16 protein-coding genes are annotated in these 19,342 nt (G+C 73.7%); 8 read left to right on the forward strand and 8 right to left on the reverse strand.

The window, feature by feature from the left end:
• Positions 1-69: 69 nt before the first annotated feature.
• Complete coding sequence (ilvN, locus tag K330_RS20940; protein ID WP_229665824.1) at positions 70-525, reverse strand: acetolactate synthase small subunit; 456 nt, start codon at positions 523-525, stop codon at positions 70-72.
• Positions 522-2,339 carry an acetolactate synthase large subunit gene (locus K330_RS0111980; RefSeq protein ID WP_022922060.1) on the reverse strand — a complete coding sequence of 606 codons (1,818 nt, stop codon included), beginning with the start codon at positions 2,337-2,339 and terminating at the stop codon, positions 522-524. Before K330_RS0111980 ends, ilvN begins: the two co-directional genes overlap by 4 nt.
• A gap of 357 nt (positions 2,340-2,696) precedes the next feature.
• On the opposite strand from K330_RS0111980, the gene K330_RS24065 reads away from it, so the two are divergent.
• The 3 genes from K330_RS24065 to murJ all read left to right on the forward strand — a co-directional run bounded on the left by K330_RS24065 (position 2,697) and on the right by murJ (position 6,662).
• The gene (locus K330_RS24065; RefSeq protein ID WP_022922061.1) at positions 2,697-3,539 is read left to right on the forward strand and encodes a PadR family transcriptional regulator; all 843 of its coding nucleotides are present in this window, start codon (positions 2,697-2,699) and stop codon (positions 3,537-3,539) included.
• Positions 3,540-3,720: 181 nt separating this feature from the next.
• Complete coding sequence (lpdA, locus tag K330_RS0111990) at positions 3,721-5,115, forward strand: dihydrolipoyl dehydrogenase (protein WP_022922062.1); 1,395 nt, start codon at positions 3,721-3,723, stop codon at positions 5,113-5,115.
• 8 nt (positions 5,116-5,123) lie between these two features.
• Complete coding sequence (murJ, locus tag K330_RS0111995) at positions 5,124-6,662, forward strand: murein biosynthesis integral membrane protein MurJ (protein ID WP_022922063.1); 1,539 nt, start codon at positions 5,124-5,126, stop codon at positions 6,660-6,662.
• Positions 6,663-6,668: 6 nt separating this feature from the next.
• On the opposite strand, the gene K330_RS20950 is transcribed toward murJ, so the two are convergent.
• Positions 6,669-7,934, reverse strand: coding sequence for an ATP-grasp domain-containing protein (locus K330_RS20950; RefSeq protein ID WP_022922064.1), 1,266 nt, complete (start codon positions 7,932-7,934; stop codon positions 6,669-6,671).
• 197 nt (positions 7,935-8,131) lie between these two features.
• On the opposite strand from K330_RS20950, the gene K330_RS20955 reads away from it, so the two are divergent.
• Together K330_RS20955 and K330_RS0112010 are read left to right on the forward strand one after the other, a co-directional pair.
• On the forward strand, positions 8,132-8,536 hold the full coding sequence (locus K330_RS20955; RefSeq protein ID WP_022922065.1) for a PspC domain-containing protein: 405 nt from the start codon (positions 8,132-8,134) through the stop codon (positions 8,534-8,536).
• A 106-nt stretch (positions 8,537-8,642) separates the two neighbouring features.
• On the forward strand, positions 8,643-9,347 hold the full coding sequence (locus tag K330_RS0112010; RefSeq protein WP_022922066.1) for a PspC domain-containing protein: 705 nt from the start codon (positions 8,643-8,645) through the stop codon (positions 9,345-9,347).
• 125 nt (positions 9,348-9,472) lie between these two features.
• Here the strand turns inward: K330_RS0112010 and K330_RS0112015 are convergent, their stop codons facing one another.
• On the reverse strand, positions 9,473-10,384 hold the full coding sequence (locus K330_RS0112015; protein WP_022922067.1) for a hypothetical protein: 912 nt from the start codon (positions 10,382-10,384) through the stop codon (positions 9,473-9,475).
• Between the two features lie 110 nt (positions 10,385-10,494).
• On the opposite strand from K330_RS0112015, the gene K330_RS0112020 reads away from it, so the two are divergent.
• A complete protein-coding gene (locus tag K330_RS0112020; RefSeq protein WP_022922068.1) occupies positions 10,495-12,561 on the forward strand; it encodes a beta-propeller domain-containing protein in 2,067 nt (688 codons plus the stop codon).
• A 12-nt stretch (positions 12,562-12,573) separates the two neighbouring features.
• Here the strand turns inward: K330_RS0112020 and K330_RS0112025 are convergent, their stop codons facing one another.
• From K330_RS0112025 to K330_RS0112040, 4 genes are all read right to left on the reverse strand, one after another.
• Positions 12,574-12,969: an ectoine synthase gene (locus K330_RS0112025; protein WP_022922069.1), complete on the reverse strand. Its 396-nt coding sequence runs from the start codon at positions 12,967-12,969 to the stop codon at positions 12,574-12,576.
• Between the two features lie 62 nt (positions 12,970-13,031).
• Positions 13,032-14,330: a diaminobutyrate--2-oxoglutarate transaminase gene (gene ectB / locus K330_RS0112030; protein ID WP_051145593.1), complete on the reverse strand. Its 1,299-nt coding sequence runs from the start codon at positions 14,328-14,330 to the stop codon at positions 13,032-13,034.
• An 88-nt stretch (positions 14,331-14,418) separates the two neighbouring features.
• Positions 14,419-14,952 carry a diaminobutyrate acetyltransferase gene (ectA, locus tag K330_RS0112035; RefSeq protein ID WP_084617472.1) on the reverse strand — a complete coding sequence of 178 codons (534 nt, stop codon included), beginning with the start codon at positions 14,950-14,952 and terminating at the stop codon, positions 14,419-14,421.
• The gene (locus K330_RS0112040; protein WP_022922070.1) at positions 14,949-16,247 is read right to left on the reverse strand and encodes an aspartate kinase; all 1,299 of its coding nucleotides are present in this window, start codon (positions 16,245-16,247) and stop codon (positions 14,949-14,951) included. Before K330_RS0112040 ends, ectA begins: the two co-directional genes overlap by 4 nt.
• 537 nt (positions 16,248-16,784) lie before the next feature.
• On the opposite strand from K330_RS0112040, the gene K330_RS0112045 reads away from it, so the two are divergent.
• On the forward strand, positions 16,785-18,122 hold the full coding sequence (locus tag K330_RS0112045; RefSeq protein ID WP_022922071.1) for a bifunctional o-acetylhomoserine/o-acetylserine sulfhydrylase: 1,338 nt from the start codon (positions 16,785-16,787) through the stop codon (positions 18,120-18,122).
• Between the two features lie 3 nt (positions 18,123-18,125).
• Positions 18,126-19,319, forward strand: coding sequence for a homoserine O-acetyltransferase MetX (metX, locus tag K330_RS20960; RefSeq protein ID WP_022922072.1), 1,194 nt, complete (start codon positions 18,126-18,128; stop codon positions 19,317-19,319).
• Positions 19,320-19,342: the final 23 nt, after the last annotated feature.

Consider the following 19,342-nt stretch of genomic DNA (forward strand, 5'->3'; position numbering starts at 1 on the left):
GCGGTTTCTCTCCTTGGTGAGGGGGGTATGGGGTCGTGCTGGGTCGTGCGGTCGTGCGGCGGGGCTCTCCTAGAAGGCGGCGGCCGCCATGGCGCCGACCGGCCGGGGGCCGTTGTCGTTGATCGCCCACAGCTGGGTGCGGATGGCGTCGGCGTCGGCCAGCTCCTCGATGTGGATGACCTCGACCAGCTTGTCGAGCTGGCTGGTGACCTTGTGCAGCTGCTCGGAGCTGACGTTGACGACGATGGTCATGCGCGAGACCTTGCTGTCCTCGGTGGGGCCGACGACGAGGTGGTCGATGTTGAAGTTGCGGCGCGCGAAGAGGACCGAGACGCGGGCGAGGACGCCCGGGTTGTTCTCGACCAGGACGGACAGCGCGTGGCGGTTGGGGCTGGGGTTGGCGTTCATCGGGGTGCCTTTCGGTGCGGGGCTGTGCGGTGGCTGGGTGGGGGGTGCGGGTCGGTATGCCGTGGGGGCCGTGGGTACCGGCGGCCCCGGGGGCGGGTAGTCGTGCAGCAGGGTCATTCGTCCTCCCCGAAGTCGGGTGTGAGGTCGCGGGCGTGCTGGATGTCGTCGTTGCTGGTGCCGGCCGGGACCATCGGCCAGACCATCGCGTCCTTGCAGACCCGGAAGTCGACGACGACCGGCTGGTCGTCGACCTCCATGGCCGCCTCGATCGTGCGGTCGACGTCCTCGGGGGTGTCGCAGCGCAACCCGACGCAGCCCAGCGCCTGGGCCAGGCCGACGAAGTCGGGGACCTGCTTGGAGGGCAGCTGGGAGGCGCTGAAGCGCTCGGAGTAGAACAGCGCCTGCCACTGCTTGACCATCCCCAGGGCGGCGTTGTTGATGACCGCCACCTTGATCGGGATCCCCTCGACCGCGCAGGTGGCCAGCTCCTGGTTGGTCATCTGGAAGCAGCCGTCGCCGTCGATCGCCCAGACGGTCGTGTCCGGCAGGGCGACCTTGGCGCCCATCGCCGCCGGCACGGCATACCCCATGGTCCCGAGGCCGCCGGAGTTGATCCAGTGGCGGGGGCGTTCGTAGCCGACGTACTGGCTGGCCCACATCTGGTGCTGACCGACGCCGGAGGCGTAGACCGCGTCGGGGCCGACGAGCCGGCCGAGCCGCTCGATGACGTACTGCGGGGCGAGGGCGCCGCTCGGCGGGGCCTCGTAGCCCAGCGGGTAGCGACGCTTCCACTCCTGGCAGCGCGCGACCCACGCGTCGTAGTCGGGCGCCGCCCCGGCGCTGGTGCGGCGGATCCACTCGCTGCTCAGCTCGGCGATGGTGGCGCGCGCGTCACCGACGAGGCCGACGGCCGTCGGGAAGTTCTTGCCGATCTCGGCCGGGTCGATGTCGGCGTGGATGATCGTCGCGCCCGGGGCGAAGGTCGACTTGGCGCCGGTGACGCGGTCGTCGAAGCGGGCGCCCAGGCTGATGATCAGGTCCGACTTCTGCAGGGTGGCGACCCCGGAGACGCTGCCGTGCATGCCGGGCATCCCCATGTGCTGGGGGTGGCTGTCGGGGAAGGCACCCCGGGCCATCAGCGTGGTGACGACCGGGATCCCGGTCAGCTCTGCGAGGGTGCGCAGCTCCTCGGAGGCGCCGGCGTGGACGGTGCCGCCGCCGACGTAGAGCACCGGGCGGCTGGCGCCCAGCATCAGCTCGACGGCGTCGCGCACCTCCTCCGGGGCCGGCTGCGCCGGCGCGCGGTAGCCCGGCATCGGCAGCTGCAGCAGCGACTCGTCGGCGATCGCGGTCAGGGCGTCCTTCGTGACGTCGACGAGCACCGGCCCCGGACGGCCGCTGCGGGCCAGGTGGAAGGCCGAGGCGACCGTCGCGGCGATCTCCTCGGGGCGGGTGACCAGGAAGGAGTGCTTGGTCACCGGCATCGAGATGGACCGGATGTCGGCCTCCTGGAAGGCGTCCGAGCCGATCGCGCTGCTGGCCACGTTGCCGGTGATGGCCACCATCGGCGTGGAGTCCATGTAGGCGTTGGCCAGCGGCGTGACCAGGTTGGTCGCCCCCGGGCCGCTGGTCGCCATGCAGACGCCGACCCTGCCGGTGGCCATCGCGTAGCCCTCGGCGGCGTGGCCCGCCCCCTGCTCGTGGCGCACCAGGATGTGCCGGATGCCCTCGGCCCCGTAGAGCGCGTCGTAGAGCGGCAGCACCGCACCCCCCGGCAGCCCGAAGATGTGCTCCACCCCGACCCGCTCGAGGGTCGCCACGAGCGCCTCGGCGCCGGTGCGGCGGGTGCCTGGGGCGGAGGTGCCGCCGGTGGTGCCGGGGGCCGTGGGGGTCGCGCCGTCGACGATCGGTTCGCTGTGCGTGGCGGTCATGATCTGGTCCTAGTCGCGTGGGGTGCGGGTGTGTGCGGGTGCTGAGGAGGAGCGGGGCAGGAGGCTCGGGCAACAAAAAACCCCTCGGCCCGGAGGGCAAACGAGGGGAGGACGCGTCTCGGCTGGAGTCAGGCCGTGGCGCGTCCCGGGCTAATAAGTACGAGGGCGAAAAGGTGCATGTCGCCACCTTCCCCCATCGCTGCCGCGACGTCAACCCCCTTGGATGGATATGTGAGGGAGGGCACACTCATGCACTTATCGATATGTCGTTGACATATCTCGACGCATCATGTCATTCTCGACAGCAGAGCGCGGCCGCGTCGAACCGGGTGGTCGCCCTGACATCAGGAGGCAGACATGACCTACCGCGGACGCGGGTCGGGCTTCGACCCCGAGCAGTTCTTCGGCCCCGAGGGGCCCTTCGGCCCCCGCGGCCCGCTGGGGCCCGGTGGCATCTTCGGACCCGCCGGCCCGTTCGGCACCGGCGGCGGCTGGGGCCACTGGTCCGGCGAGCCGGGGCCGGGCCGTCACGGCCACGGCCCGCGCGGCGGTGGCCGGGGTCGCCCCCGCGCCCGCCGCGGTGACGTGCGCAACGCGATCCTGAAGCTGCTGGTGGAGGAGCCGCTCAACGGCTACCAGCTCATGCAGCGCATCGCCGAGGGCACCGAGGGCAGCTGGCGCCCCAGCTCCGGGGCGATCTACCCCGCCCTCGCCCAGCTGGAGGACGAGGGCCTGGTCCGGCAGACCGAGGTCGACGGACGCAAGGCCTACGAGCTCACCGACAGCGGCCGCGAGGCGGCCGAGGCCGGGCCCGACCTGGGCTGGTCGGCCGGCGAGGAGCCCGACGACCCGTGGGCCGGCGGTCAGGGTCGTCGCGGCCAGGGGCGTGGCGGCGCGGGCCCCTTCGGCGGCTCCGGCCCGTTCGGCGGCTCCGGCCCGTTCGGCGGCGGACGCGCCGGTGGTGGCGGCCGGCGGACCGGCGGGCAGCTGTGGAAGGCCCTGGGCAGCGTCGCGATGGCGACCCAGGCCGTGGGTCAGGCCGGCGACGCGGCCCTGACCACCGCCGCCTCCGACCTGCTCGAGAGGACGCGCCGCGACCTCTACCGCCTGCTCGCCGAGGCCGAGGTCGCCCGCGACGACTGGGCCGAGGCCACCGACGACGTCGACGAGGTCGCCGAGGGCGAGATCATCGAGGACTGAGGCGACCGCATACCCGCAGGACCCCCCACCCGACAGACCCGCCCAGTGCCCCACGTGCGTCGCTGCTCCGGCCCCGCCGGGCGACGGAAGTGGGGCACTCGGCGCGTCCGGCACCTCACGACATACCAGAAGGTGGGGTGCCCGGCGGCGCGTTCACGACCTGTCCGCAATACTTGCCCCCATGGCCGATCACTTTGACGTTGTTGTCCTGGGCGCCGGCCCCGGTGGGTATGTCGCGGCGATCCGCGCGGCCCAGCTGGGCAAGAAGGTGGCCGTCGTCGAGAAGAAGTACTGGGGCGGTGTCTGCCTCAACGTCGGGTGCATCCCGTCCAAGGCGCTGCTGAAGAACGCCGAGCTCGCGCACACGCTGACGCACGAGAAGAAGAAGTACGGCATCGAGGGCGACGCCACGATGTCCTACGGCCCGACGCACGCACGCAGCCGCCAGGTCTCGGCCGGCATCGTCAAGGGCGTCCACTTCCTGATGAAGAAGAACAAGATCACCGAGATCGACGGCTGGGGCACGCTGACGGGCCCGAAGAGCATGGACGTCGAGCTCAACGACGGTGAGAAGCAGCAGCTGGAGTTCGACAACCTCATCCTGGCGACCGGGTCGGTGACGCGGATGCTGCCCGGCGTCGAGGTCAGCAAGAACGTCGTCACCTACGAGGAGCAGATCCTCGACGACGAGCTGCCCGGCTCGATCATCATCGCCGGCTCCGGCGCGATCGGCGTGGAGTTCGCCTACGTCATGAAGAACTTCGGGGTCGACGTCACGATCGTGGAGTTCATGGACCGCATGGTCCCCGCCGAGGACGCCGACATCTCCAAGGAGCTGGCCAAGCACTACAAGAAGCTCGGCGTGAAGGTCCTCACCGGCACCAAGGTCGAGGCGGTCGAGGACACCGGCTCGGGCGTCAAGGTGAAGGTTTCGAAGGACGGCACGGAGGAGACGCTCGAGGCCGACCGGCTGCTGTCGGCCATCGGCTTCGCCCCTCGGGTCGAGGGCTTCGGCCTGGAGTCGACCGGTGTCGAGCTGACCGACCGCGGCGCCATCGCGATCGACGACTACATGCGCACCAACGTCGACGGCGTCTACGCCATCGGTGACGTCACCGCCAAGCTCATGCTGGCGCACGTGGCCGAGGCGATGGGCATCGTCGCCGCCGAGGTCATCGCCGGTGCCGAGACCATGCCGCTGGACTACCGGATGATCCCCCGCGCCACCTACTGCCACCCGCAGGTCGCCTCGATGGGCCTGACCGAGCAGCAGGCCAAGGACGCCGGGCACGAGGTGCGGACCGCGAGCTTCCCCTTCACCGCCAACGGCAAGGCGATGGGCCTGGGCGACGCGGTCGGCTTCGTCAAGGTCGTCGCCGACGCCGAGCACAACGAGATCCTCGGCACGCACATGATCGGCCCGGACGTCACCGAGCTGCTCCCGGCCGTCAACGTCGCGCAGACGTGGGACCTGACCGCCGACGAGGTCTCCCGCGTGGTCTTCGCCCACCCGACCCTCGGCGAGGCGGTCAAGGAGGCCATGCACGGCATCGCCGGCCACATGATCAACTTCTGAGGCGGCCGGTGGCCGCGCGCTCCGGCGTCGGGCGCGCGGCCCTGCTGGTCTCCGCCCTCACCGCGCTGTCCACGGTCCTGGGGCTCGTCCGGGACGCCGTCATCGCGGCGGTCTACGGCGCGGGCGCCCAGCTGGACGCCTGGTTCGTCGCCCTGGGGCTGTCCAGCATCCTGCTCGGGGTGCTCGGCACCTCCCTCAACCGGGCCGTCACCCCGCAGGTCGCCCGCGAGGCGGACGCCGAGAGCACGGGCGAGGGTATGCCGTGCGCCGGGCACCCGGGGTGGTGGACCGCGACGGTCGTGGGCACGGTGGCCCTGGGGGTCGTCGGCGTCCTGCTCGGGGTCGCGGCCGGACCGGTCTCGGCCGTGCTGGCCCCGGGGCTGGCGGCCACCGACGACGGCACGCTCGTGCTGCTCGTGCGCGTGGTGCTGCTCGCGACGGTGCTCATCGCCGCGACCGACCTGCTCGCCGGGTTGGCCCAGGGGCACGGCGTCTTCCGGTGGGCGGCGCTGCAGGGGGTGCCCTTCAACGTCGTGATGATCGCGGCCGCCGCGCTGCTCGGCCCGCGGCTGGGCGTCGTCGCCCTGGCCTGGGGCTTCGTCGTCGGCTCCCTGCTGCGGATGCTGCTGCAGCTGTGGCCGGCGTGGCGGCACCGCTGGCGCCTGCGGGCCCGCTGGGACCTCGGGGGTCCGGCGTGGCGAGAGGTCCGGGCCATGGTGCCGGCGCTCATGGTCGGCCAGGCGGTCGTCAACGTCAACACGCTCGTCGACCGCGCCGTCGCCTCCACGGTCGAGGAGGGCGCGGTCACCGCGATCTTCCTGGGCTGGCGACTGGTCAACCTGCCGCAGGTCCTGGTCGTGGCCGCCCTGATGGCGCCGCTCTACCCCGCGATGGGGTCGGCCGCCGCGAGGGGAGCCCGGGAGCTGCGCGGCCTCGTGCACCGCGGGACCGGCGTCACGCTGACCGTCCTGGTCCCGGTGGTCGCGCTGCTGGCGGCCGTCCCGCACGAGGTCGTCTCCCTGGCCTTCGGCCGGGGCGGTTTCGACGACGAGGCGGTGGCGGCGACCGCGACGGCGGTGCTCTGGTTCCTCCCCGCCCTGCTCGCGGTGGGCTGGCGCCAGGTCGTGGTGAGCGCCTCCTACGCGGTGGGCGACACCCGCGGCCCGGTCGCCGTCAGCATCCTGGCGATGGTCGTCAACGTCGTCGGGGACCTGACGCTGGCCCCGGTCATGGGTGTGCCCGGCATCGTGCTCGCCACCTCGGTCTCGCTGGTGCTCGCCGCGGTCCTCACCAGCCTGCTGGTGGCCCGCCGCCACCGGCTGCTGGCCGGGCGCGTCGCCCGTGGCCAGCTGTCCCGGGCGACGGTCGGCGGAGCGGCGGCAGGGCTGGCCGGCTGGCTGGCCTCGCGTCTGCTGGGTGACCTGCACGACCTCGTCGTCGTGGCGGCGGTGGGCGCCGTGGTGCTCGCCGTGCAGCAGGGGGTGCTGCACCTCCTGCGCGCTCCCGAGCGGCACGTCGCCCGGGACGTCCTCGCGCGCCTGCGCTGAGGCCGGTCAGGACGCGAGCGGCTCCCGGCCCTCGGCCTCGTCACCGCTGCTCCCGGCCCTGTCCCCACGGCCACCGAGGCCGTCGTCCGCACCGTCGAGTCCGTCCGCATGACCGTCGGGCTCGGCGTCGTCCGCGCGCAGCCGCGCGGTGAGCAGGTGTGTCACGGGGCCGGGGTCAGCCACCCGCGCGAGACTGTGCCGGGCACCGACGGCCCAGCGCAGGCTGGACCCCAGGTCGCGCGCCAGCCCGCCGCGGCGCTCGACCCGTGCCCGGCGCAGGTCCCCGGAGAGCCAGTGGTAGCGCACCTCCGTGCGTCCGTCGGACAGCTCCGGGACCGGCCGGCCCAGCACGCCGCGGACCCAGGCGTCGAGCAGGCCCGGGCGGGCGGCCTCGCTGAGCGCCAGCGACCCGAACGGCCGGCCGTTGAGGTCGATCAACCAGGCGGTGCCCGCTGCGTCGGTGAGGAACTGCAGCTCGACAAGACCGGTCCAGCCCATCTCCCGCAGCATGGCCTCGGCGCGCTCGGCCAGGACGGGGTCGACGGGCACGGTGACGGCACGGGCGGAGGCCCCGCTCGGGGTCGGCCAGACGTGGGTGGCCTCCTGCTGCACGCGTCCGAGCAGGCGCCCCTCGTGCAGCACGCCGATCAGGGCACCGAGCCGGCCCTCGACGACCTGCTGCAGGACCGGCTCCTCGCCCTGCGCCCGCAGCCGCGCGAGCTGCCCGACCACCTCGTCGGCCTCGCGGCACAGGCGCGCCTCGACCCGGTGGCGGCGGGTGACGCCCGGCCGCCAGTGCGTGCGCGACTTGACCACGACGGGCAGGGGGACGGCGCTGAGGTCGGCGTCGGGCGGCGGGACCCACGTCTCAGGGGCCGCCAGGCCGGCCTGCCGACCGACCTGCACCAGGGCCAGCTTGTCCAGCGCACGGTCGACGACCGCCGCCGGGGGCGTCGCCGCCGGGACGGGAAGGTCGTCGGCGACGTGGGCCAGGGCGGCCATCCAGTCGTCACCCGCCCCCACGACGAGGTCGTAGCCGCCCTCCTCCACCGCTGCGGTGACCGCGCGGACGAAAGGCTGCAGCGCGCCGCGGGGTCGCCGCACGACGTGGGTGGCGCTCACGGCCCGGGAGGCGCCGACCAGGCCGGCCGAGGCGCGCGGGGTCCCCGCCCCCACCCGCCAGCCGTGCGCCCGCAGCGCCCGGGCCACGGTCACGGAGCCGCGGTCACGCACGTGCGCCAGGACCAGGACGGCTCCAGGCGCGGGGGGCATACCCACCAACCTAACAATCGCGCCGGACCGCGGCCGTGGTGACGGGCCCTCGGCCTGTCGCCCTCGCCAGGTGCACGACCCCGGGACGAGACCGCCCGAGGCCGGCCGGACGCCTCCTCGACCGGGGGTTGTCCCCCGGTCAGGTCCGGGAGCGCACCGGCTGCCCCTCTCCACCCGTCCGCGGAAGGCTGGGAGGCATGAACGAGACCATCCCTCCCACGCCTGCCACGGCCACCGGTGCTACGAGCGCCGTCGACGACGTCTGGGGCGTCCACCGCCCGCCCGCGCTGCAGGGTCAGCCCGCCGCCGGCCCGAGCCCGTCCGGCCCCGGGCCCGCCTCTCCGGGTGCGGCACCGCTGAGCCGCGACACGACCTCCGGCGTGGTCGGTGGCGTCTGTGCCGGCATCGCCCGCCGGACGGGCCTGTCCCCCGCCGCGGTGCGGCTCGCCGCCGTCGCGCTGGTCCTCTTCCTCGGCACCGGCATCGGTGCCTACCTCATCCTCTGGGCCCTGCTGCCCGACGACTCCGGCCGCGTCCCGGCCGAGCGCGCCGCCCGGGCGCTGAGCAGCTCTGGAGACCGTCGACCGCTGACCCACCACTGACCGGACCCTGGCGGGCCGACCGCCCGGAACCCGGGGGGTTGTCCCCCCGTCAGATCCGGGAGCGCACCTGCTGACGAAACACCCCCGACTGCGAGACGCTGGAGACATGAACGACACCCACCGCAACGACCACGACGACCACCTTCCCCCGGCACCGCCCCACCACCCGCCGGTCCCGCCCCAGGAGCCGCAGGGCGTCCCGCACCCGCCGCCGCCCACCTTCGGCCAGCCGGCGCCGACCGCCCCGGGCGGCACGCACGACGACGTCTGGGGTGTCCGTCCCCCGGTCCTCGGCCAGCCGCCTGCCGGCTACGACGCCGCCCAGGGTCACGGCCAGCCCGGCTACGGCCAGCCCGGCTACGGCCAGCAGGGCCCGACGGGCGCGTCCGGCACCTCCCAGCTCGACCGCGGCCTGTCCGCGCTGCAGAAGTCACCGCTGCGCCGCGACACCAACGACGGCATCATCGGTGGCGTCGCCGCCGGTGTGGCCAAGCGGCTCAACATCTCGACCGCCGCGGCCCGCCTCGGCTTCATCGCCCTGGCCCTCTTCTTCGGCAGCGGCATCGCCGCCTACCTCATCGCCTGGGCGCTGCTGCCCGACGAGTCCGGACGCACGCACGTCGAGCAGGGCGTGCGGGGCGGCAACACCCAGTCGCTGGTCATCACCGTGCTCGGCGGCATCGCCGCGCTCGGCATGATCTCCTCGGTGCTGGACGGCCTGGGCTGGCTGGTGCCGATCGCGGTCACGGCCGGCATCGTCTGGTACGTCGTCAGCGCGGGCCGCAAGAAGGGCGACGGCACCACCGGCTGACCGCCGGTCCGACCGCGGACCGTCGTTCAGCTCCACCCGCGGGTGTGCCGCGTGGTCAGCCGACCACGCGGCATACCTGTGCCCGGACCCGGGCCGGCCCCCGAGGGGTATGGCGTGCGCCCCCGTCACCCGGGCAGGCCGGCGCGCAGCTCGCGCAGGCGGTGCATGGCCGCGCCGACCGCCTCCAGCGCCGCGTCCACCTGGCCCCTGGCCCGGCGGATGCGGTCTCCGACCAGGTAGTCGGTGACGAAGTTGTCGAACCAGATGTCCAGTCCGCGGGAGAGCTGGTCGACGACCGGGGCGTCGACGCCCGGCAGCTCGACGTCGGCCAGCTCGCGGGAGAAGCGCCCCAGCGCCTCGGCGGCGTCGTCCAGGTGCTGGGTGGCGCGGTCCAGCTCGTCGTGCTTGAGCATGGAGGAGAGCATCCCGCCGCCGGCGAAGGTGTCCCACGTGGACCAGCCGTCGGCACTGCCCAACCTCTCCCGTGCCTGGCGCAGCGCGTCCGCGGCCCGCGCACCCGCGGCCAGCGCCTCGTCCAGCTCGCGCCGCCAGCGCAGGTCCTCCAGCCGCCGACCGGCCTCCGCCGCGCGGTCCCGCAGGACGACGGCGCCGGGCTCCCCCGCCCGTCGGTGCACCTCCGTCAGCATCTCCTCGTAGCCGACCTCGACGTCGCCGAGCGCCGCCTGCTGGGCCCGCAGACCCTCCGCCTCCCGGCGGAGGGTGTCCTGGTGGCTCGCGGCGCGGGCGGAGGCGTACTCCGCCGCCTGCGCCTCCGACCGCTCGGTGGTGAGCCGCTCGGCCAGGTCGCCGCGGACGGAGGCCCACAGCCGAGACGGGGACAACCCGCCCGCCTCGAGCCGCCGGACGTCGGCGCGCTCCTTGCCCAGCGCCGCGCTCAGCCGCTCGACCTCCTGGGCGGCCTCGCGCAGCCGGGGCTCCATCCCCGCCAGCCGGCTCGCCAGCCGCTGGTGCTCGGCGCGTGCCGCGGTGAGCTCGTCGAACCGTCGTGCCAGTGCTGCATACCTGTCCTCCGTCATGCTTCCTCCGATGTCGGTGACCGGTCGACGGTTCCGCGGAACCTGACCCGGCCGCCTCGCGTCCGACCGGGGACACCGTCGTCAGCCGATCCCACCACGAGGAGGCCACGATGCCTCGCACGACCGTGATCACCGCCCTCTGCCTCGCCGCCGCGACCGCCGTCGCCGGGTGCGCGCAGGCGCCGCCGCAGCCGCCGGGCGCCGACCCAGGGGGGTCGACGAGCCCGCCCGCGGGCCCGTGGGACGAGGCGGCCGCCCGCGCGGCGGTCACCGCGCTGCCCGCGAGCTTCCTCGCCGACTTCGACGACTGCGCCGACCTCCTGACCTACTACCAGGCCAACGCCCTGGAGGTCGTGGGCCCCTACGGCCTGGGCGGTCACGGCGGCTGGTACGCCGCCGAGGGAGACGAGGCGTTCGCCGCCGCCGACAGCGCCGGTGGCGACGCCGGGGCGGCGCAGCAGGAGGCCGGGTCGGGCGGGGCCGTCGAGCACTCGACGACCAACGTGCAGGAGGAGGGTGTCGACGAGTCGGACATCGTCAAGACCGACGGCCGGATCATCGTGACGGTCGTCAACGGCCGCGTCCGCATCGTCGACGTGGCGAGCGCCGAGGTCGTCTCGACCGTCCGCCTGCCGGGCCGTGCCGACCGGACGCACCCCTCCGAGGTGCTCCTGCACGAGGACACCCTGGTCGTCCTCGCCCAGGAGTGGTCCGACGGCGTCCACCCGGTCGACGGCACCTTCGTCGCCTTCCCGGCGACCCGGACCGTGGTGGTCACCGTGGACGTGTCCGACCCGGCCGCACCGCGCACCCTCGGCTCGGTCCGGCTGGAGGGCGGCTACCGCTCGGCCCGCCTCGTCGACGGGACCCTGCGCCTGGTCATGGTCACCGACCCTCCGGGCGTGGAGCAGACCCGCCCCGCCAAGGGCACGCTGGCCGCCGAGGAGGAGGCCGAGGAGCGCAACCGCGAGCTCATCCGGGCCACGACCATCGACGACTGGGTGCCGCACCTGCAGGTGCTCGACCCGGAGGGGCGGGTGCAGACCACCGACGCCCTCCTCGGCTGCGACCAGGTCTCGCGGCCGCGCGACCCCGCCGGCCTGTCCACGATGTCGGTCCTGACCTTCGACCTCGGCACGGCGGCCCCCTCCCCGACCTCGGGCGCCGGCCTGGTGGCCACCGGCAGCACGGTCTACGCCTCGACCGACCGGCTGGTCGTCAGCACCAGTCTCTGGGACCTGTGGACGTGGGCGGGCAGCCCGTCCGCCGACGCGCTCTGGCCCGGCGGGGCCCCCGCCAACCGCACCGACCTGCACGTCTTCGACATCAGCGACCCCGGCGCCACCCGCTGGAGCGCCTCCGGCAGCGTCGAGGGCCACCTGCTGAGCCAGTGGGCCGTGGACGAGCAGGACGGGGTCCTGCGGGTCGCCACCACCGTCGACCCGCCCGGGGCGTCGCAGACCTCGGCCTCCTCGCTCGTCGTCCTGCGCGAGGACGACGGCGAGCTGGTGGAGACCGGGCGGGTGGACGGTCTCGGCGTGACCGAGACGATCCACGCCGTCCGCTACCTCAGCGCCGACCTCGCGGCGGTGGTCACCTTCCGGCAGACCGACCCCCTCTACCTCGTCGACACCAGCGACCCGACGGCACCGCGGGTGGCGGGCGAGCTGAAGATCCCGGGCTACTCCGCCTACCTGCACCCGGTCGGGCAGGACCGGCTGATGGGGGTCGGGCAGGACGCCGACGAGCAGACGGGCCGGACCAGGGGTCTGCAGGTGTCGATGTTCGACATCAGCGACGTCACCGCCCCGCGGCAGACCCAGGTGCTCACCTGGCCCGACTCCTGGTCCCCGGTCGAGCACGACCACCGCGCCTTCACCTGGTGGCCGGCCACCGGGCAGGTGGTGCTGCCGATGACGCGGTGGGGCTCCGGCGACGGCGAGGGCATGGACGTGCGCCCGCAGGACCACTTCGGCGGCGTCACCGTGATCGGCGTCGACGGGCAGACCCTGACCGAGGGGCCCTCGGTGAGCACGGGGCCCAAGCAGCAGGCCTGGGGCGAGGGGCCGATGCGCACCCTCGTCATCGGCGACCAGCTGTGGACCCTGGACTGGCAGGGGATGGCCCGCTTCGACCTGGCGACCATGGAGGGCGGGTGGGTGCTCGACCTCCCGTGAGCGGGGCCGGCCTCAGGCCTCGTCCGCGGTCAGCAGCGGGTAGACGCCGTCCTCGTCGTGCACCTCGCGGCCGGTCACCGGCGGGTTGAACACGCAGGCGGTGCGGATGTCGGTCTCGGCGCGCACGGTGTGCTTCTCGTGGCCGTCGAGCAGGTAGACGGTGCCCGGCCGCAGCTCGTGCTCCTGCCCGGTCTCACGGTCGACCAGCGTGCCGGTGCCGGAGTAGACGTAGACGCACTCGACGTGGTTGGCGTACCACATCTCGGTCTCGGTCCCGGCCTTGAGCAGGGTGTCGTGGAAGGAGAAGCCGACGCCGTCGCCGGCGAGCACGAACCGGCGGCTGCGCCAGTTGCCGTGCTCGACGTCGCGGTCGGTGCCGTCGAGCTCCTCGATGTGGATGACCTTCATGGGATTCCCTCCAGGGGTCTCGTCTCGTGGGTAGGGGTCGTGCCAGGGTGTCGGGCCGTGGGTCAGGCGGTGGCCCGGACCGCCTCGGCCAGCAGCTGCAGGCCGCGGTCGAGCTCCTCCTCGGTCACGGTCAGCGGCGGCATCAGCTTGACCACCTCGCTGTCCGGGCCCGAGGTCTCGACCAGCAGCCCGCGGTCGAAGGCGGCCGCGGCGACCCGCTCGGCGCGGCTGAGGTCCTCGAAGGCCAGGCCGGCGAGGAGCCCGCGACCACGGTATGCCGCACCGCCCGCCTCGGCGCCGATGCGCTCCAGACCCTCGCGCAGCCGGGCGCCGCGCTGCCGGACCGTCTCGGCGAAGGTGTCGTCGGACCAGAACTCGCGCAGCGCCGCCGTCGCGGTCACGAACGCGGGGTTGAAGCCGCGGAAGGTGCCGTTGTGCTCGCCCGGCTCCCACTGGTCCAGCTCGGGGCGCAGCAGGGTCACGGCGAACGGCAGGCCCAGCCCGGACAGGGACTTGGACAGGCAGATGATGTCCGGGTCGATCCCCGCCTCCTCGAAGGAGAAGAACGTCCCGGTGCGGCCGCAGCCGGCCTGCACGTCGTCGACGATGAGCAGGACCTCGAAGCGACGGCACAGGTCGGCCAGCGCGCGCAGCCACTCGGCCCGGGCGGCGTTGAGCCCGCCCTCGCCCTGCACGGTCTCGACGATCACCGCGGCGGGCAGGGCCACGCCGGAGCCGCTGTCGGCCCAGACGCGCTCCAGCCAGTGGAGGTCGGGCGTGCGGCCGTCGAGGTAGTCGTCGTAGGGGGCCGTCATCGAGTGGTAGAGCGGGGTGCCGGCGCCCTCGCGCTTCAGGGAGTTGCCGGTGACGGCCAGCGAGCCCAGCGTCATGCCGTGGAAGGCGTTGGTGAAGGACACCACGTCGGTGCGGCCGGTCGCCTTGCGGGCGACCTTGAGCGCGGACTCCACGCTGTTGGTGCCGGTGGGACCGGGGAACTGGACCTTGTGCCCCATACCCCTGGGGCGCAGGACGAGCTCCTCGAGGGCGAGGAGGAAGTCGCGCTTGGCCGGGGTGAACATGTCCATGGCGTGGACCACGGTGTCCTGCGCGAGGTAGTCCTGCAGCGCCCGCTTGAGCGCGGGATGGTTGTGGCCGTAGTTGAGGGCGCCCGCGCCCGAGAAGAAGTCGAGGTAGGTCGTGCCGTCCTCGGTGGTCTGCTCGGCGCCGAGCGCGCGCTCGAAGACCACGGGCCAGCTGCGGCAGTAGCTGCGGACGTCGGACTCGCGGCGCTCGAACACCGCGGTGGACGTGCTGTCGGTCGTGCCGGCGGTGGTGCCGGTGGGGGTCGTCGTTGCGGTCATCGGTTCCTTCCCCGGGCTGGTGCCCGGTGCGGTCGGTGTCGGGTGGTCCTGCTGCACGGGTATGGCGTGCACCGGGGTGCGCGCGTCCTCAGCCGGTCCCGCGCAGCGGGGTGATGCGGTGCAGCAGCTCGGGCTGCCAGTCGCCCTCGCCCGGGAAGTGCTCGGCCCCGAACAGGTCGGTGACGTGGTGGCCTGCGCCCTGCCGCCGGGCGAAGGACTCGAACAGCCGGATCGAGGCGGGGTTGCCCTCGGTGATGGTCGTCTCGAGGGTGTGGGCACCGGTGCGCCGGGCGAGCTCGTCGAGGAGCTGGCCGGCCAGGCCCCGGCCGCGGCACGACTCGTCGACCGCGATCTGCCAGACCATGAGGGTGCCTGGCGCCTCGGGCCGCCGGAAGCCGCTGACGAAGCCGCCGACCTCGCCGTCGACCTCGGCCACGAGCGAGGTGGCCGCGAAGTCGCGCGCCCACAGCAGGTAGGCGTAGGGCGGGTTGAGGTCGAGCCGTCGGGAGTCGCGGGCCACGCGCCACATCGCCGCGCCGTCGCCGACGTCCGGGTGGCGGATGACCTCGGGGCGGGGCAGGGTCGCCGTGCCGCCGCGGGCGCTGTCCGGCGTGCTGCTCATCGGCCGCTCCCGGCGTGGACGCGCGCCTCACCCTCGGTGGAGGGCAGGTCGAAGGCCTCGTGCAGCACGCGCGCGGCCTCCTCGACCTGGTCGCCGTCGACGACGACCGACAGGCGGATCTCGGAGGTGGAGATGAGGTGCACGGTGATGCCGGCCGCGCTGAGCGCGTCGAAGAGCCGGGCGGGGACCTCCGGTGAGGACCGCATCCCGGCGCCGACGATCGAGACCTTGCCGACGTCCTCGGTCACGGTCACGTGGCGGAAGCCGAGCCGGGGCTGCGCCGCCCGCAGCGCGTCGGCCGCCCGCTGCCCGTCCGCGACGGGCAGGGCGAAGGAGAAGTCGATCAACCCGGTGTCCTCGGCGGTGTGGGTCTGGCCGACCATGTCGACCGCGGACACCGTGTCGGAGATGACCGCGAAGATCGCGGCGGCCGAGCCCGGGGCGTCGGGCACCCCCACGACGGTGAGCTTGCACTGGTCGTGGCTGTGCGCCAGACCACGGACGAGGGCTTCTTCCACGGTGTCCTTCCTGGTTGCGGTGATGGGGTGGTCGGCCGGCACCACGTCGAGGTCGTCGGTGACCCAGGTGCCGGGCCGGTCGCTGAAGCTCGAGCGCACGTGCAGCGGCACGTCGTAGCGGCGTGCCAGCTCCACCGAGCGCAGGTGCAGGATCTTCGCGCCGTGCGCGGCCAGCTCCAGCGCCTCCTCGGTGGAGAGGACCGGCAGCTGGTGCGCGTCGTGCACGACGCGGGGGTCGGCCGAGAACAGGCCGTCGACGTCGGTGTAGATCTCGCACACGTCGGCGCCCACGGACGCGGCCAGCGCGACCGCCGTGGTGTCGGACCCGCCCCGGCCGAGGGTGGTGATGTCGTCGCCCGCGCCGCCCTGGAAGCCGGCGACGATCGCGACCGCACCGGACTCGACGGTGCGGACGATCCGGTCGGGGCGCATGCCGACGATGCGGGCGGAGCCGAACTCGTCGGTGGTGGCCAGGCCGGCCTGCTGACCGGTGAACGAGACGGCCTCGTGGCCCATCTCGTGCAGGGTCATGGCGAGGAGGGCCATCGAGATGCGCTCCCCCGCGGTCAGCAGCATGTCGAGCTCCCGGGCGGGTGGGTCCGGGCTGACGTCGTCGGCCAGGTCGGCGAGCTCGTCGGTGGTGTCACCCATCGCCGAGACCACGACCGCGACGTCGTGGCCGGCCTCTCGGGTCGCGACGATGCGCCGGGCGACCCGGCGCATGCTCTCGGTGTCGGACAGGGACGAGCCGCCGTACTTCTGGACGACCAGGGTCATGCGATCTCCGTAGGGATAGCTGGCGTCTGGACGCTGCTCCACGTTAAGGACCTGTGGCCGATGTGTCGAAGTTGACTGCCGCACCCCCGATCCCGACGTGCGCGCGGCTACCAGCCCCTGCTCCCCACGTCCACCGCGCCGCACCCCCTGCGGGACAGCCGGCAGAGGGCCGTGGAATAACCCGTGGCGGGCCGCCGGAGCGGTCGCTCCTGCCGCGAGGTCCGCCGTCCACCGATGATTCGACACCCCAGAGAGCACTATGCGAAGAATCATCGTTGCTGCATCCATCAGCGCCCGCCACGCCGAATTGACTTCGTTCTCCGACGCCTGGTAGACATCGGACCCATGAGCACCCCGCGACGCCGAATGCGCAGCTGCTGAGCCCTTCCTCCGCAGCTGCTCTCGCGACGTCGCGACGCGCCCGGTGCACCGACCGCACCGGACACGCCATACCTGCGCTGTGCGAGCCGGGCCCAGCAGAGTGACCTCCCCCACCTGCCCCCCGCACGAACCCTCGATCCTCAAGGACAGCGCACCATGAGCACCTACTCCGACTTCACCACCCGCCAGGTCCACGCCGGCCAGACCCCCGACCCCGCGACCGGCGCCCGTGCCCTGCCGATCCACCAGACGACCTCGTTCGTCTTCGCCGACGCCGAGCAGGCCGCCAACCGCTTCGCCCTGGCCGAGCTCGGCCCGATCTACACCCGCATCAACAACCCCACCCAGGAGGTCGTGGAGAACCGGCTCGCCGACCTCGAGGGCGGGGTCGGCGCCCTGCTCGTGGCCTCGGGCATGAGCGCGATCACCCTGTCGATCCTCAACGTGGCCGGCGCCGGCGACCACGTCGTGGCCAGCCCGAGCCTCTACGGCGGCACGCAGAACCTCTTCGCGCACACGCTGCCCAGGCTGGGGATCGAGGTGTCCTTCGTCGAGGACCCCACCGACCCCGCGTCGTGGCGCTCCGCCGCGACGGAGCGCACCAAGGCGTTCTTCGGGGAGAGCATCGCCAACCCCAGCGGCGAGGTGCTGGACGTGGAGAACGTGGCGCGCGTCGCCCACGAGGTCGGCGTGCCGCTCATCGTGGACAACACCATCCCGACGCCCTTCCTCACGCGCCCGATCGAGCACGGCGCGGACGTCGTCGTGCACTCGGCGACCAAGTACCTCGGCGGACACGGCACCGCCATCGGCGGCGTCATCGTCGACAGCGGCAACTTCGACTACGGCACCGACCGCTTCCCCGGCTTCACCGAGCCCGACGCCAGCTACAACGGCCTGGTCTACGCCGAGGCGCTGGGCAAGGACGGCATCTTCGGGGTCAACCTGTCCTACATCCTCAAGGCCCGGGTCCAGCTGCTGCGCGACCTCGGCCCGGCGATCTCGCCCTTCAACGCCTTCCTGCTCGCCCAGGGCATCGAGACGCTCTCCCTGCGGGTGGAGCGGCACGTCAGCAACGCCGCCCAGGTCGTCGAGCACCTCTCGGGCCACGACCAGGTCGAGAAGGTCATCTACGCCGGGCTGCCCGAGCACCCCTCCTACGAGCTGGCGCAGAAGTACCTGCCCGGCGGCCCCGGCGCCGTCCTCGCCTTCGAGATCAAGGGTGGCGTGGAGGCCGGCAAGGCCTTCGTCTCCGCGCTGGAGCTGCACAGCCTCGTGGCCAACATCGGCGACGTCCGCTCGCTGGTCATCCACCCCGCGTCCACGACCCACAGCCAGCTGAGCGAGGAGGCCCGGCGCGCCGCCGGCGTCACCCCGGGCCTGGTCCGCCTCGCCGTCGGCATCGAGGGCATCGCCGACATCCTCGCCGACCTGGACACCGGCTTCGAGGCCGCCGCCCGGGTCGCCGGCGGGGCGTCGGGGCAGGCGGCCTGAACCATGACCGCCTCCCGACGTCGCACCCACGTCGTCGGTGACCTGCCGCTGGAGTCCGGCGAGGTCCTCGAGGACGTGCGCGTCAGCTTCCAGAGCTGGGGCCGGCTCAACGAGGCCCGGGACAACGCCGTGCTGGTCCTGCACGCGCTGACCGGCGACAGCCACGTCGTCGGCGACCGGGGCCCGGACCAGCCGACCCCCGGCTGGTGGCCGGGGCTCATCGGCCCCGGTGCCCCGCTCGACACCGACGAGTACTTCGTGCTCGCGCCGGCCGTCCTCGGCGGCTGCCGGGGCACCACGGGACCCTCCTCGATCGCTCCCGACGGCCGCCCCTACGGCTCCTCCTTCCCGCGGATCACCGTGCGCGACCAGGTGCGCGCCGAGGCGCTGCTGGCGGACGCCCTGGGCATCCGGTCCTTCGCGCTCGTCGTCGGCGGCTCCGTCGGGGGTATGCGGTCGCTCGAGTGGGCGGTCACCCTCCCCGGGCGCGTGCGCCGGTGCGTGGTCCTGGCCGCCGGCGCGGCCGCCACCGCCGACCAGATCGCCTGGTCGGTCCCGCAGACGCACGCGATCCGGCTGGACCCGCAGTTCCACGGCGGCGACTACTACCCCGGCCCCGGCCCCCGCCACGGCCTGGAGATCGCCCGCCAGGTCGCCCACGCCACCTACCGCTCCGCCGACGAGCTGGCGCTGCGCTTCGGCCGGGACGGCCAGGAGGGCGAGGACCCGCTGCGCGGCGGCCGGTACGCGGTGGAGTCCTACCTCGAGCACCACGGCCGCAAGCTGGCCCGCCGGTTCGACCCCAACTCCTACCTGGTGCTCACCGAGGCGATGAGCTCCCACGACGTGGGGCGCGGCCGGGGCGGGGTCGCTGCCGCGCTGCGGCGGATCACCGCCGAGCTCACCGTGGGCGTCGTGAGCAGCGACCGGCTCTTTCCCCCGGCCGACGGTGCGGTCGTCGCGGGCTCCCCCGCCTGCCGCGAGCTGGCCGTCATCGACTCCCCCTACGGGCACGACGCCTTCCTCATCGAGACCGAGCAGGTCTTCTCGATCATCGAGCGCGCCCTGACGGGCGCGCCGGTGCCGGCGGCCCACCGACCGCCGCGCCAGGCCGACCGCGCCTGCCCGCCCCCGGGTGGGGACGCGCTGGTCGGCGCCGCGGGCAGAGCGGTGACCCCCACGCCCGCCGCCTACTGACCAGGCACGACTCCTTCCCCCGA

Origin of the sequence: Ornithinimicrobium pekingense DSM 21552 (assembly GCF_000421185.1) — a bacterium.
Lineage (GTDB): Bacteria > Actinomycetota > Actinomycetes > Actinomycetales > Dermatophilaceae > Ornithinicoccus > Ornithinicoccus pekingensis.

Excerpts from the sequence above, each read along its gene's own strand:
- ilvN (WP_229665824.1), bottom strand. The coding sequence starts at position 525 with ATGACCCTGCTGCACGACTACCCGCCCCCGGGGCCGCCGGTACCCACG.
- K330_RS0111980 (WP_022922060.1), bottom strand. The coding sequence starts at position 2,339 with ATGACCGCCACGCACAGCGAACCGATCGTCGACGGCGCGACCCCCACG.
- K330_RS24065 (WP_022922061.1), top strand. The coding sequence starts at position 2,697 with ATGACCTACCGCGGACGCGGGTCGGGCTTCGACCCCGAGCAGTTCTTC.
- lpdA (WP_022922062.1), top strand. The coding sequence starts at position 3,721 with ATGGCCGATCACTTTGACGTTGTTGTCCTGGGCGCCGGCCCCGGTGGG.
- K330_RS20950 (WP_022922064.1), bottom strand. The coding sequence starts at position 7,934 with ATGCCCCCCGCGCCTGGAGCCGTCCTGGTCCTGGCGCACGTGCGTGAC.
- K330_RS20955 (WP_022922065.1), top strand. The coding sequence starts at position 8,132 with ATGAACGAGACCATCCCTCCCACGCCTGCCACGGCCACCGGTGCTACG.
- K330_RS0112010 (WP_022922066.1), top strand. The coding sequence starts at position 8,643 with ATGAACGACACCCACCGCAACGACCACGACGACCACCTTCCCCCGGCA.
- K330_RS0112015 (WP_022922067.1), bottom strand. The coding sequence starts at position 10,384 with ATGACGGAGGACAGGTATGCAGCACTGGCACGACGGTTCGACGAGCTC.
- K330_RS0112020 (WP_022922068.1), top strand. The coding sequence starts at position 10,495 with ATGCCTCGCACGACCGTGATCACCGCCCTCTGCCTCGCCGCCGCGACC.
- K330_RS0112025 (WP_022922069.1), bottom strand. The coding sequence starts at position 12,969 with ATGAAGGTCATCCACATCGAGGAGCTCGACGGCACCGACCGCGACGTC.
- ectB (WP_051145593.1), bottom strand. The coding sequence starts at position 14,330 with ATGACCGCAACGACGACCCCCACCGGCACCACCGCCGGCACGACCGAC.
- ectA (WP_084617472.1), bottom strand. The coding sequence starts at position 14,952 with ATGAGCAGCACGCCGGACAGCGCCCGCGGCGGCACGGCGACCCTGCCC.
- K330_RS0112040 (WP_022922070.1), bottom strand. The coding sequence starts at position 16,247 with ATGACCCTGGTCGTCCAGAAGTACGGCGGCTCGTCCCTGTCCGACACC.
- K330_RS0112045 (WP_022922071.1), top strand. The coding sequence starts at position 16,785 with ATGAGCACCTACTCCGACTTCACCACCCGCCAGGTCCACGCCGGCCAG.
- metX (WP_022922072.1), top strand. The coding sequence starts at position 18,126 with ATGACCGCCTCCCGACGTCGCACCCACGTCGTCGGTGACCTGCCGCTG.